The 13,216-nt window shown below is 57.4% G+C and carries 10 protein-coding genes; 8 read left to right on the forward strand and 2 right to left on the reverse strand.

Annotated elements, in window-relative coordinates; translation table 11 throughout:
- Positions 1–6 precede the first annotated feature (6 nt).
- The 4 genes from thrC (at position 7) to KF947_RS14145 (ending at position 5,093) form a co-directional block, all read left to right on the forward strand.
- Positions 7–1,395: a threonine synthase gene (gene thrC, locus KF947_RS14130; protein ID WP_133730994.1), complete on the forward strand. Its 1,389-nt coding sequence runs from the start codon at positions 7–9 to the stop codon at positions 1,393–1,395.
- A gap of 7 nt (positions 1,396–1,402) precedes the next feature.
- On the forward strand, positions 1,403–3,214 hold the full coding sequence (locus KF947_RS14135; protein ID WP_227404233.1) for a single-stranded-DNA-specific exonuclease RecJ: 1,812 nt from the start codon (positions 1,403–1,405) through the stop codon (positions 3,212–3,214).
- A gap of 78 nt (positions 3,215–3,292) precedes the next feature.
- Positions 3,293–4,261, forward strand: a complete 969-nt coding sequence (locus tag KF947_RS14140) for an Rpn family recombination-promoting nuclease/putative transposase (protein WP_133730992.1) — start codon at positions 3,293–3,295, stop codon at positions 4,259–4,261.
- Between the two features lie 202 nt (positions 4,262–4,463).
- A complete protein-coding gene (locus KF947_RS14145) occupies positions 4,464–5,093 on the forward strand; it encodes a YitT family protein (protein ID WP_133730991.1) in 630 nt (209 codons plus the stop codon).
- Between the two features lie 74 nt (positions 5,094–5,167).
- Here the strand turns inward: KF947_RS14145 and KF947_RS14150 are convergent, their stop codons facing one another.
- Both KF947_RS14150 and KF947_RS14155 read right to left on the reverse strand, forming a co-directional pair.
- Positions 5,168–7,753, reverse strand: coding sequence for a heavy metal translocating P-type ATPase (locus tag KF947_RS14150; RefSeq protein ID WP_227404234.1), 2,586 nt, complete (start codon positions 7,751–7,753; stop codon positions 5,168–5,170).
- The gene (locus KF947_RS14155) at positions 7,750–8,178 is read right to left on the reverse strand and encodes a MerR family transcriptional regulator (RefSeq protein ID WP_223287974.1); all 429 of its coding nucleotides are present in this window, start codon (positions 8,176–8,178) and stop codon (positions 7,750–7,752) included. The genes KF947_RS14150 and KF947_RS14155 overlap by 4 nt, the downstream gene beginning before the upstream one ends.
- A 263-nt stretch (positions 8,179–8,441) precedes the next feature.
- Here KF947_RS14155 and KF947_RS14160 point away from each other — a divergent pair, with 263 nt between their 5' ends.
- The 4 genes from KF947_RS14160 (at position 8,442) to KF947_RS14175 (ending at position 13,069) form a co-directional block, all read left to right on the forward strand.
- Positions 8,442–9,791, forward strand: coding sequence for an OmpP1/FadL family transporter (locus KF947_RS14160; RefSeq protein ID WP_133730988.1), 1,350 nt, complete (start codon positions 8,442–8,444; stop codon positions 9,789–9,791).
- A gap of 162 nt (positions 9,792–9,953) precedes the next feature.
- Positions 9,954–11,052, forward strand: a protein-coding gene (prfB, locus tag KF947_RS14165) for a peptide chain release factor 2 (RefSeq protein ID WP_133730987.1) whose coding sequence is annotated in 2 segments (ribosomal slippage) — positions 9,954–10,028 and positions 10,030–11,052 — 1,098 coding nt in all. Because the reading frame shifts where the segments join, the coding sequence is not laid out codon by codon here.
- A 34-nt stretch (positions 11,053–11,086) separates the two neighbouring features.
- Positions 11,087–12,598 (forward strand): lysine--tRNA ligase, encoded by a 1,512-nt coding sequence (gene lysS, locus KF947_RS14170; protein WP_039860384.1) that lies wholly within the window; start codon positions 11,087–11,089, stop codon positions 12,596–12,598.
- Positions 12,599–12,682: 84 nt separating this feature from the next.
- Entirely contained in the window at positions 12,683–13,069 is a 387-nt protein-coding gene (locus KF947_RS14175; RefSeq protein ID WP_022520220.1) for a hypothetical protein, read from the forward strand.
- Positions 13,070–13,216: the final 147 nt, after the last annotated feature.

The raw sequence follows: 13,216 nt of genomic DNA on the forward strand, positions 1-13,216 counted from the left end.
GCCTAGATGCGCTATATCAGCACGCGCGGGCAGGCGCCCGCGCTCTCCTTTGAAGAAGTAGTGCTCACCGGTATGGCCAGCGACGGCGGCCTCTATGTGCCGGAAACACTGCCTGAGTTCTCCCGGGAAGAGCTGGCCGACATGGCCGGGCTCTCCTACGCGGAAATCGCCTTTCGGGTGATGAAGCCGTTTGTGAACGGTGAGATCGACGATGCGACCTTCCGCAACATCGTGACCGAGGCCTATGCGACCTTTAATCACGACGCCGTGCTGCCGCTCAAACAGCTGGATGCCAATCACTTCCTGCTTGAGCAGTTCCACGGCCCGACGCTGGCGTTTAAAGATGTAGCGCTACAGCTGCTCGGCCGCCTGCTCGACCACTTCCTGAAAAAGCGCGGCGAGCGTGCGGTGATCATGGGCGCGACCTCTGGCGATACCGGCTCGGCGGCGATTGAAGGCTGTCGCCACTGCGACAACCTGGATATCTTTATCCTGCACCCGCACAACCGGGTCTCGGAAGTACAGCGCCGCCAAATGACCTCGGTATTGGCCAACAATGTCTTCAATATTGCCATTGAGGGTAATTTTGACGACGCCCAGGCGATGGTCAAAGCCAGCTTTGCTGATCAGTCGTTCCTCAACGGTACTCGCTTGGTGGCGGTGAACTCGATCAACTGGGCGCGCATTATGGCGCAGATCGTTTACTACATTGCCTCCGGCGTTGCCCTGGGCGCGCCGCACCGTGAAGTGAGCTTCTGCGTGCCGTCGGCTAACTTCGGCAACGTGTTTGCCGGCTATATGGCCTATAAAATGGGTCTGCCGGTGAAGCAGTTCATCATCGCTACCAACGCCAACGATATTCTGCATCGTACGCTGACCGCCAACGACTTCTCCAAAAAAGAGCTGGCGGCGACGCTGGCTCCATCGATGGATATCGTGGTGTCGTCTAACTTTGAGCGCCTGCTGTTTGACGCCTACGATCGCGATGGCTTGGCCGTGGCGGCGCTGCTTGAGCGCTTCCAGCAGGAACCCACGGCCTTGGCCGATGCGCCGCTGGCCAAGCTGCGCGAGAAGTTCTCCAGCTACAGCGTGGACGATGCGACGATTCTGGAAGTGATTCGCGACGCCCATAAACGCACCGGTGAGATGCTAGATCCGCATACCGCTACCGGCTATCGCGCCGCCGAGCGGGCCCGGGCAGATCAGTCAACGCCGATGATTACCCTTGCCACTGCGCACCCGGCTAAATTTGCCGAGGCCGTAGTGAAAGCGGGCTTCCTGGGCGTGCCACTGCCGCCGCATATGGAAGACCTGATTGAGCGCGAAGAGCGCTATACGGTACTCCCTGCGGAACTTGCCGCCGTGCAGCAGTTCGTTGCGGAAAACCGGCGTTAACGAATTAATGGCCTCAGTGACTGATTTACCCCATCGCACGCTGTCGTCTAGCAAGAGCGAGCCGCGCTTAGAGCCTCGTCCAGTGGACGAGGCGCTCTATGCCCGTGCCCAGGCGGAGGGGCTAAGCGAACTGCAAGCGCGTTTGCTGGCCTCGCGCTTACCGGGCTACAGCGGTGAGTTGCTACCGTTAATCGCACCTAGCCTGCGTTATTTGGCCCACCCGGAGAAACTGGCTGACGGTCGCCGCGCCGCTGAGCGCATCGCTCAGGCAGTGGCAGAGGGTGAGGCTATCGGCATTCTCACCGACTACGACGTGGATGGCATTACCTCCCATGTGGTGATCCGGCGCACGCTGGTGGAGCTGTTTGGAGTCCCGGAAGGCAAGCTGCACAGCCTGATTGGCCATCGGATTCATGATGGCTACGGGATTAGCCTGCCGCTGGTAGAGCGCACCTTGGCGCAAAAGCCGTTTCCCACCTTGGTGATTACCGCCGATTGCGGCAGTTCCGATGAGCCGCGTATCGCGCGTTTAAAAGCGGCGGGTATCGACGTGGTGGTCAGCGACCACCACGCTCTGCCCGTTGAGGGGCCGCCAAACTCGGCATTCGCCTGTGTTAACCCTACCCGTGATGACTGTGAGTATCCCGACAAAACCATTGCCGGCTGTATGGTGGCGTGGCTATTGATGTCACTCGCCCGCGGCGTGCTGATTGAGTGGGGGGCGCTATCAGAGTCGACGCCCAAGCTGTCGCCCTGGCTCTCCTACGTAGCTTTGGGCACCGTGGCTGACTGTGTCTCCCTGGGCGGCAGCCCCGCCAACCGCGCGGTGGTCAATCAAGGGTTAAAACTGATCAATCGTATGGATGCGGCGTGCTGGCGGGCGATGGCCACGCGCTTAGGCGCTGACAGCGTGCCGTTTAACGCCGAGACGTTAGCGTTTCAGATGGGGCCGCGCATCAATGCCCGCTCGCGGCTGGACGACCCCTACGCGGCGCTGCACTTTATGCTGGCCGAGAACGATGGGGTCGCCAATCGTCAGCTCGACGTGCTGGATCAGGATAACCAGTCCCGCAAAGCGATTGAGGCCGATATGGCCGCCGAGGCGCGCACTCTTGCTACGGCAGCGCTTGACGCCGATGAGGCCGCCGTGGTGGTGCTGTTGGAAGACGGGCACCCTGGCGTACAGGGTATCGTCGCCTCGCGATTGGTGCAGGCCTACGGGCGCCCGGCGCTGGTGCTAACACAAGCCTCGGCACCGGGCATGCTAACCGGCTCCGGCCGCTCGATTGATGGGCTGCACCTGCGTGATGCCCTACAGCGTACCTTTGAGCTTGCTCCCCAGGCGTTACCGCGCTTTGGCGGCCACAGTGGCGCAGCAGGGGTGGGCGTGCCCAGGGATCAGCTTGACGCCTTTAAAGCGGCTTTCCTGCAGGCAGTGGGTGAGCAGTTAGAGGGACGAACGCTCTATCCGCGCCTATGGACGGATGGTGAGCTTTCTACGGCGCAGCTTTCCCTGACCACCTTGCAAGAGATCGAAACGCTCGGCCCCTACGGACGGGAATTCGATCCGCCGCTGTTTGAAGGCCGCTTTATTGTCGAGGCGCTGCGCCCGGTGGGTGCCGACGGCGCACACCTGATGCTGGAGCTTTCCACTGGCCCTGTGACCTGCAAAGCGATTTGGTTTCGCGCCTTAACGCCGGGAGAACTACCTGGGTTTAACGTGGGCGATACGCTGCACTGTGCTTACAAGCTTAACCGCAACCGCTGGCGCGGCCGCGAGACGCTGCAGTTGATGGTCGAACACGCCAGCCCTTGTTGATGTGTTCCTAATGATGCCGATCGGCACATTACCCTAGCAGTGCTGTGGTAAAATTAGGACACGTAGATAGGAGCGTGCATGGTCAGCAAAGTCCACAATCGCCACGATCATAGCTACAAATTACTCTTCTCTTACCCCGAAATGGTCAGAGACTTACTGACTGGCTTTGTTAAGGAAGCCTGGGTCGAGCAGTTGGACTTCTCGACGCTGGAAAAGGTTAGCGGCTCCTACGTCACCGAGGATCTGCGTGATCGTGAGGATGACGTCATTTGGCGAGTGCGCTGGGGCGATGATTGGCTCTACGTCTATCTACTGCTGGAGTTCCAGTCTTCCGAAGACAAACATATGGCTGTGCGCATAATGACGTATCAGGGGCTGCTGTATCAGGATCTGATTCGTCAGGAAGCTTTTACGCCGAGCGGAAAGCTGCCACCGGTCTTGCCGATAGTCCTCTACAATGGTGAGAAACGTTGGACAGCGGCACAAAACGTGGCGGAGCTAGTCGAACGTGTACCGGGAGGGCTTGAGCGCTATCGACCAGACTTGGCGTATCTGCTTCTCGACGAAGGTGCTATCGTCAATGACCCTGCGTGGTCGGATCAAATGCGAAACGTGGCGGCTGCGCTCTTTCGGTTAGAGCACAATCGTGACGAGCAAGACATGCTGGAGGTGCTCGGAGCCTTGGTTGAGTGGCTCAAGGCGCCTGAGCAAACTGGTTTGAGGCGTGCGTTTGTGGTGTGGATACGCCGAGTGCTATTGCCTAGTCGGGCAGCTGTGGTGGAGTTACCTGAATTCTCGGATTTACAAGAGTTACACGAGGTGCATGACATGCTGGCAGAACGAATCAAACAATGGCCTGAGCGTTGGGAAGAGAAGGGTCGTATGAGTGAAGCCCGCGATAACCTGTGCTCTCTAATCAGGCTGAAATTTGGCGAAGTGCCTCAATGGGTAGAGCTGCGTGTAGAGCAGGCCGACCACGCACAGCTGAAAGCCTGGATGGACAAGATCCTGTTTGTCGATAGCCTGGATAAAATGTTCAAGCCGTAACATGGCTGGATGTAAGCTAACTTGGCTCTGCAGGCCATGGATATCCCGGTGCCAAACCAGTCGCGAGCTGAAGCAGCCTATAAATAGCTAGCTGAGTGGTATTAGCCTATGCAGTGAATCGCTGTCTGGCTAAAAATATTTAGCCAGCATGAGGTGCCGAATAACCATTTCACATCCTTAATAATTTAAGTAAGGACGCCCCATGCGCGTAGAAGATTTACCCCAGGATCAGCATCGCCCCTATGAAGATATGATGGCAATGCTGCTGGGCACTTTCTTTGTTGCGCTGGGGGTAACCTTTTACACCCATGCGGTGCTATTAACCGGTAGTACGGCAGGCTTGGCGTTGCTGCTTAGCTATATGACCAGCAGTGTGACCGGCTGGGGTTTTGGGGTGTACTTTTTTGCCATTAACCTGCCGTTTTACTACTTGGCGGTGAAGCGCATGGGCTGGAGCTTTACCCTTCGCACCTTTGCCGCCATCGGCTTGGTATCGCTGTTTTCAGAGTTAACCCAAGGCTGGGTGCAGTTTGCCAGCGTGCCCTCGATCTACGCCGCCTTGATGGGCGGCGCGCTGATGGGCATCGGTATGCTGATGCTATTTCGCCACCGCACCAGCCTGGGCGGTATCAATATCCTCGCGCTCTACTTACAGGATAAACATGGCCTGCGCGCAGGCTACGTTCAACTGGCGATTGATGGCGTTATCCTGCTAATTGCGCTGACCCAACTGCCGCTGGATCGTGTGGGTTATTCGGTACTAGGGGCGCTGACGCTAAACCTGATTATCGCCCTGAACCATAAGCCAGGGCGATATATCGGAGTGACCTAAACACGTTTAGCCAAGCCAGAACCACCACACGATTAGCCCGATAAGCCCCAGGCCTGCCAAGTTGATCAATAAGCTCATGAGGATTCCTCCTGGCTAGCTTTCCATAGCCGCAAGCGGTTGGCGTTACTCACCACGGTGATGGACGAGAGTGACATGGCAGCACCCGCAATCATCGGCGAAAGCAGCATGCCGGTGAGCGGGTAGAGCACCCCCGCCGCGATGGGAATACACAGTAGGTTGTAGCCAAAGGCGCCCACCAGGTTCTGTTTGATATTGAGCAGCGTGGCGCGGCTGATCTCTATCGCTGATGCCACCCCATGCAGCGAGCCGCGCATTAGCGTGATACCCGCGCTCTCAATGGCCACATCGGTGCCTTGGCCAATGGCAAAGCCCACGTTCGCCCGGGCCAGCGCCGGGGCATCATTGATGCCATCGCCTACCATGCCAACGATTTCTCCTGCCTTCTGACGACGTTCTATCTCGGCGTGCTTGTCCTCGGGTAACAGCCCTGCCCGAAACTCATCAATGCCCACTTCCTGGGCAATGGCCTTGGCGGTGTGCTCGTTATCGCCTGTCAGCATAACGATGGTTAAGCCGTCTTTTTGCAGGCGCTTGATCGCGGCCACGGTGTCGTGGCGAAGCGGGTCGCTGATGCCAAACAGGGCGGCCAATTTGCCATCTACCGCCAAGTACACCAGCGTGCGGGCCTGCTCTTCTAGGGCGCGTGCTTGCTCTTCACCTGCCTTGAGATCCACCCCTGCCTCGCTCAATAGACGTGCATTGCCCAGCAGCAGCACTTTGCCGTCAGCAGTTTGCGCTTTTACCCCGCCACCGGTCACGCTATCGAAACCATTAATCTCGGCAGGGTTGGCGTTGTGTTCCTCCGCGTAGGTCATTAACGCCGCCGCCAGTGGGTGTTCGGAGCCGCGCTCCAGCGCGTTCACCAGCGCGAGTGCCGTGGATTGTTCCACGCCAAACATCTGCGCATCGGTGACGCTGGGCTTGCCCTGGGTGAGCGTGCCGGTCTTATCGACCACTAGCGTGGTCAGCTTGCTGGCGGTTTGCAGCGCTTCGCCGCTGCGCACCAGCACCCCTTGCTCCGCTGCTTTACCGACTCCGATCATGGTAGAGATCGGCGTCGCCAAGCCGAGCGCACAGGGGCAGGCAATAATCAGCACGGTGGTCGCCGTCACCAGCATATGGATTACTTGGGGGGCGGGCCCTAGGTTGAACCACGCCAGGGCAGTCAATACGGCAATGATCATTACCGCAGGCACAAAAACGCTGGAGACCTGGTCGGCTAGCTCGCCAATCGGTGGGCGCGAGTTTTGGGCGCTCGCTACCTGTTCGGTAATCTGCCCCAGGCGAGTGTCGGTGCCCACCCGCGTGGCGCGATAGATCAAGCCGCCTTTGCCATTCACCGTGCCCGCGCTGACTTCATCTCCCGCGCTTTTGGCGATCGGCAGTGGCTCACCGGTAAGCATCGATTCATCGATATGGCTTTGGCCTTCAACAACGTCACCATCCACCGGCAAACGCTCACCGGGGCGCACCCGTACATGGTCGCCAGCACGCACCGCGTCAATCTCAATCTCCTGCTCGTGTCCGTCGCGAATCACCCGCGCCGTACGGCTCTGCAGATCGAGCAGACGCTTTAGCGCATCGCTGGTGCGGCCCCGGGCGCGTAGCTCCATGGCATTGCCGAGCAGAATCAGCCCGATCACCATCGCTGAGGCTTCAAAGTAGATGCCCTGGGCAACCTCGGGCAACCACGGCGCAAACAGCACCACGGCCATGGAATATAGCCAGGCGGCGCCAGTGCCCATGGCAACCAAGGTATCCATATTGGCCTGGTGGTGCTTGAACTGCTTCCAGGCGTTGACGAAAAAGTGGCGTCCTGGGAAGGCCAGAATGCCCAAGGTTAATAAGCCGATCACCAGCCAGTAGAGACGCCCCATGCCCATCGGGTGGGGGTGGAAAAAAAACATGCTCATCATCAGCGGAACCGCCAGTGCCAGCGAGATCGCACTTCCGCGCAGCCGTTTTTGGTACGTCTTGGCATCCTGCTCTTCACGAGTGCGTTCTGCTTCCCGCATATCCACAATCGGTTCGGCGCCATAGCCGGCTGACTCAACGGCGGCGATTAACGCTTGGGTCTCGGCACTGCCAAACACCTGGGCGGAGTGGGTGCCAAAATTGACGCTGGCGGTGTCGACTCCCTCCGTGCGCTCTAGTGCTTTCTGCACGCTCTTAACGCAGCTGGCGCAGGTCATCCCGCTAATCGCCAGGCGCTGTTTCTTGCCTTGCCCTTGAGGCTGGGAGTGAGCACTTGCGGTTTTTTCAGCTTCGGCATCAGCGGGTGCCGCGGTTTCTGGCTGCTTATCAGCATCGTCTGGGGCTGTTTCCTCCAGAGCTGCTTCGCCTGGCGGGTAGCCCGCCTCGGTCAAGCGTTGATCAAGCTCGGCGTCGGTTAGCGATGAAACAACCTCAAGGCGTTTTTCGCTAGGCGTGCCGACGACATCGGCGCTTGGGTCAACGCTTTGCACTGCCTCGCGCATACGCTTGACGCAGCCCTGGCAATTCATGCCAGGAATGGTTCGCGTGGTGGCCCCATTGGCAGGGCTTACGCTTGAGGCGGCTTCGGTAGAGGCGTCGCTCATGGGGTCTCCTTGGTAGACGTGGCGTCAGGAAAACTCTCAATCAGGCGGCACACGCTGTGGCCGTCGGGGGAGCCGTCGGGCATTTGCTGCCAGCTCTCCATGGCCTGTTCCATGCGTTCGGCTAGCGCTTCCAACTCGGCAATGCGTGCCCGAATTTGCGGCAGGCGGCTGGCGAGTAAGTCGCGTACCAATGGGCAGGGTGAGTCACCTTGGTCGGCGTGGGTCAGAATGTCGCGAATCTCCGCCACGCTAAAACCTAATTTGCGCGCCCGCTGAATAAACCGCAGACGCTCTAGGTCGGTATCTGAAAATAGCTGATAGCCGTTATCTGGATGGCGCTGGGGGGCAAGTAGCTGCTCACGAGCGTAGTGGCGCACGGTCTCAGCGGTAACGCCGCCCCTTTTGGCAAGCTCGTTCACTTTCATGGCCTGTTCTCCCGACCGGTCAAGTAGTGGTTATTCAGTGTAGAACCTATGGGTAACCCATAGGTCAAGGCCTCTTGGCTCTGTAAGCTGAAATGACTAAAACACTGATTTAAAACGACCGTGCGACTAATGTATAAGCCAAAAATAAAATAAAACGAGCGTTTGCCCTTGAACCTTTGGCTCAGTTGCGAGAAAACAGTCATGTAAAAATAAAGAGGGTGGATCGTCGGTATCCACTGGATCATCGGGAAGAGAGGCCCACTATGAATAATAAGTTTAATAAGCTCACCCTGGCTGCTGCCATTACGGCCGCTTTCGCCAGCCAAGCCCACGCGGGCGGGTATCAAATTAACGAGCAGAGCGTGAGTGGGCAGGGCTATGGCCATGCCGGGCGAAGCTCTAACATCCATGATGCAACCATTGTGTACGGTAACCCGGCGGGGATGTCGTTTTTAGACCGTGCCCAGGTGACTGCTGGTGGTACGTATCTAAATGTGAATACTGACATCTCTAATGTCGAAGCTTCCCGCTATATCGACTCTGGAGTCGCGCTTGGCGGCGCCCCAAATGGCAATCAGATCCCGGTCGGTAGCATTCCCGGAGGGAATGATGGCGATATGGTGCCAGGTACGCCGATCCCCTTTGCTTTCTATGCGCACCCAGTGACCGATCAACTGGCGTTCGGGTTTGGGGTGTATGCACCCTTTGGCTCAAAAACTGATTATGAAGATGATTTTCAAGGGCGCTATTTTGGCGACTACACCGAAGTCAAAGTGGTCAGTGCACAGCCGACGGTTTCTTACCGCTTTAATGACCAATGGTCAGTAGGCGCGGGAGTTACTTATAACCGTATAGAAGGTGAGCTACGCCGCCAGCTCCCCTCTGAGCCAACCTTTAATGCAGCGAACGATATCGACTCGCGGGTTGACGGTGAAGACGAAGCGTGGGGCTACAACTTGGGTGTTATCTATCGCCCGGCCCCTGAAACCACCTTGGGTCTGACCTACCGCTCGAAAGTAGACTACACCCTGGAAGGCGATTTTAGCGCGACTGATCCCATGGGTAATGTTCTGCGCTCAGATACCGCTAACCTGGATTTGACCACCCCAGAGACAGTTAACTTCTCGCTCACCCAGCAGATGACCGACCGTCTCAAGCTGATGTTCGGGGCTTCCTGGGTGCGTTGGAGCCACTTTGATCAAATTTTGGTTACCGGTAGTCAGGGTAATACGATTACCCAGGAAGTTCAGAACTACTCAAACGCCTGGGCATTTGCCACTGGCGGCGAGTACCAGTTAACGAAAACATTAGCGCTTCGTGCTGGGGTAACGTTAGACATGACGCCGACCAATGATGAGGATCGTAGCGTACGTATTCCTTCCGATGATCGACGTATTTTCTCGCTGGGGGCAGGCTGGAGTCCCACACCTGACCTGACTGTCGATGTGGCTTACTCCTATCTGTCAGAGCGCGGCACCTTTGTTGAGCAGGATCGTAGCGACCTATTGGCCAGCCAAGCGACGGGTGGCCAGCCGGTAGGCGGAGCCTCCTACTCAGCCGACTACAAAAACGAAGCTCACGGTTTTGGTGCTCAGTTAACCTACCGCTTTTAAGCCCTAGAGAGCCAAACCCCAATGAAACCCGGCGCAGGCCGGGTTTTTTATTACCTAGTGGCAGGCCATTGGATGCGGGGCGTGTCGGCTTTCGTTACACTATGCGCTTTTCTGATCGATACACCTCTGTACGATCCGAGTAGACCAAGCTAGGGCGATCCCATGTTGGAAACCAATCCGATTCACAACCAGCTCAAGAACCTGTCTGAGCGGACAGACGTTCTTAGGGGGTATCTTTGACTATGCCGAGAAGAAAGATCGGCTAGAAGAGGTCACCCGCGAACTGGAAGACCCCAATGTCTGGAACGATCCAGACTACGCGCAGAAGTTAGGCAAAGAGCGCGCCTCCCTCGAAGCCATAGTGGCCACCATCGATGAACTTGAGCAGGGACTTGGCGATAGCCGGGATCTGCTAGAGCTTGCCGAAATGGAAGAGGACGAAGGCACCGTCGAAGAAGTGTGCAAAGAGCTGGACAGCATGCAGGCGGCGTTAGAAAAGCTGGAATTTCGGCGCATGTTCTCCGGTGAAATGGATCAGAACAACGCCTACCTGGAAATTCAGTCCGGCTCTGGTGGCACCGAAGCCCAGGATTGGGCCAATATTTTACTGCGCATGTACCTGCGCTGGGCGGAGAGCCACGGCTTCAAAGCCGATATCACCGAAATCTCTGCTGGCGAAGTGGCGGGCATTAAGTCGGCCACGGTGCATATCCAGGGCGATTACGCTTTCGGCTGGCTGCGTACTGAAACCGGCGTGCACCGCCTAGTGCGTAAAAGCCCGTTTGATTCCGGTGGCCGTCGGCATACCTCCTTTGCCTCGGTATTCCTGTCCCCGGAAATTGACGACAGTTTCGAGGTAGAGATTAATCCCTCGGACTTGCGCGTCGATACCTACCGCTCCAGCGGCGCGGGCGGTCAGCACGTAAACACCACCGATTCGGCCGTGCGGATTACCCACGAACCGACCGGTATCGTCGTGGCCTGTCAGGGGCAACGCAGCCAGCACGCCAACCGTGATTTTGCCATGAAGCAGCTGAAAGCGCGTCTGTGGGAACACGAGATGCAAAAGCGCAACGCCGCCAAGCAGGAGGCCGAGGACTCCAAGGCTGATATCGGCTGGGGCAGCCAGATTCGCTCTTACGTGTTGGATGATCAGCGCATCAAGGATTTGCGCACCAGCGTGCAGTCCAGCAACTGCGATAAAGTGCTCGACGGGGATATTGATCAATTTATCGTCGCCAGCTTGAAGCAAGGTTTGTAATTTTTTTAGCGTTTGAACATGAACAGGGTGCCCCATGGCTAACCAAGACGCGTCTCCTGCAGACAACGAAAACCACCTGATCGCCGAGCGCCGTGCCAAGCTGACTGCTCGCCGTGAGCGCGCCGCTGAGCAGGGAAAGAGTGCATTTCCCAATGATTTTCGCCGCGACAGCTTAACCGTCGAGCTGCAAAATGCCTTCGGCGATAAAGACAAGGCCGAGCTTGAAGCGCTGGATCACCACGCCGCTGTGGCTGGTCGTGTGATGCGTCAACGTGGCCCCTTCATCGTCATTCAGGACGTGGCCGGGCAAATCCAGCTCTACGTGGATAAAAAGGGCCTGCCCGCCGATGTGCTTGAAGACGTTAAAAGCTGGGATATCGGTGACATCGTCGCTGCGCACGGGCCGGTGCATAAATCCGGCAAGGGCGATCTGTACGTGATGATGAAAGAGGCGCAGCTGCTCACCAAGAGCCTGCGCCCGCTGCCGGATAAGTTTCACGGCCTCACCGATATGGAAGCCCGCTATCGCCAGCGCTATGTGGATCTGATCATGAACCCGCAGTCGCGTAAGGTGTTTGAAACCCGCGCAGCGGTTATCAGCTCCATGCGCCGCTTCTTTGAAGCGCGCGGTTTTATGGAAGTGGAAACGCCGATGCTCCAGCCCATTCCTGGCGGTGCGGCGGCACGGCCGTTCATTACCCACCACAATGCGCTGGATATCGATATGTATCTGCGTATTGCGCCGGAGCTTTACCTCAAGCGTCTGGTGGTGGGCGGTTTTGAAAAAGTGTTCGAGATTAACCGCAACTTCCGCAACGAAGGGTTATCAACGCGCCACAACCCAGAATTCACCATGGTGGAGTTCTACTGGGCGTACGCGGATTACCGCGACCTGCTGGATATGACCGAAGCGATGCTGCGCACCGCGGCTGAAGAAGTGCTCGGTAACGCAGTGATTGAATATCAAGGGGCAAGCTACGATTTCGGCAAACCTTTTGCCCGCTTAACGCTGCGTCAGGCGATTCTTGATCACGGTGACGGCATTGCCGACAGCGACTTGGATTCGTTGGAGGCGGCGCGGGCAACCGCTGAAAAGCTCGGCATCAAGGTCAAGGAGAGCTGGGGGCTGGGTAAGGTGCAAACGGAAATATTTGAAGAGGTTGCCGAGCACAAGCTCGACCAGCCGACCTTTATCACCGAATACCCGGCGGAAGTGAGTCCGCTGGCGCGGCGTAATGACGCCAATCCCTTCGTCACCGACCGCTTTGAGTTCTTTGTGGGTGGTCGCGAAATCGCCAACGGCTTCTCCGAGCTCAACGATGCCGAAGATCAGGCTGAGCGCTTCCGTGCCCAGTCAGCGGAAAAAGATGCCGGCGACCTGGAAGCGATGTACTACGATGCAGATTACGTGCGTGCACTGGAGTACGGCATGCCGCCCACCGCGGGCGAAGGTATCGGTATCGACCGCCTGGTGATGCTGTTCACCGATAGCGCCTCCATTCGCGATGTACTGCTGTTCCCTGCGATGCGTCCTGAAGTGGACTAACACGCTACGATAACGGATGAAAAGTTGGTAAGGGCGCGTTATAGCGCCCATAATGGTCAACGTTTCGACGGCGAGGAGAATCCCATGAAACTGCTTAACCGCTCCGCACTGAGCGTCAGGCCGACCCAGCCCTTTGTGGACTGGATCAACGCGCTGGAACCCACCATGGGAGACGACGACCTGACCCTGGACGACGTCGAACGTGAAAGTACCATTTACCTGATTCCAGAGATGGATACCCCGGAAGCGCTGGAAACTTTTGTGCGCGACCGCTACGTGGAAATTCTCGAGACTGAGCTGCGCGCTTGGGAAGAGGACGAACGGCAGTGGCCGGATAAACTCGACTGGGCACTGTTCCAGGAGTTTGTGCGCGTCGAGCACAGCTACCTGGCAATAGACCTGGATGACGAAACGGCGTTAGAGATTTCAGAAGTTGATGATGCGCTACTGCTCGATAGTGAGCAGGACTAGCCGTTAGCGTGCTAGTATTTAGGCAAGCCTAGTACTACGTGAGCCCAGTACTACGTAAGCCCAGTGTTTGCCTACGCGTTTGGCTGGTAGCAGCTAGATAGCACACTGTTAAGTAGCGTACTTCGGAACCGGCTTAGGCCGGTTTCA

Source organism: Halomonas sp. FeN2, assembly GCF_020595105.1.
Classification (GTDB): Bacteria; Pseudomonadota; Gammaproteobacteria; order Pseudomonadales; family Halomonadaceae; genus Vreelandella; species Vreelandella neptunia.

Bases quoted from the DNA above. Each gene is read 5' to 3' on its own strand.
- KF947_RS14135 (WP_227404233.1), top strand. From the start codon at position 1,403: ATGGCCTCAGTGACTGATTTACCCCATCGCACGCTGTCGTCTAGCAAG.
- KF947_RS14160 (WP_133730988.1), top strand. From the start codon at position 8,442: ATGAATAATAAGTTTAATAAGCTCACCCTGGCTGCTGCCATTACGGCC.
- KF947_RS14145 (WP_133730991.1), top strand. From the start codon at position 4,464: ATGCGCGTAGAAGATTTACCCCAGGATCAGCATCGCCCCTATGAAGAT.
- KF947_RS14150 (WP_227404234.1), bottom strand. From the start codon at position 7,753: ATGAGCGACGCCTCTACCGAAGCCGCCTCAAGCGTAAGCCCTGCCAAT.
- thrC (WP_133730994.1), top strand. From the start codon at position 7: ATGCGCTATATCAGCACGCGCGGGCAGGCGCCCGCGCTCTCCTTTGAA.
- KF947_RS14175 (WP_022520220.1), top strand. From the start codon at position 12,683: ATGAAACTGCTTAACCGCTCCGCACTGAGCGTCAGGCCGACCCAGCCC.
- lysS (WP_039860384.1), top strand. From the start codon at position 11,087: ATGGCTAACCAAGACGCGTCTCCTGCAGACAACGAAAACCACCTGATC.
- KF947_RS14140 (WP_133730992.1), top strand. From the start codon at position 3,293: ATGGTCAGCAAAGTCCACAATCGCCACGATCATAGCTACAAATTACTC.
- KF947_RS14155 (WP_223287974.1), bottom strand. From the start codon at position 8,178: ATGAAAGTGAACGAGCTTGCCAAAAGGGGCGGCGTTACCGCTGAGACC.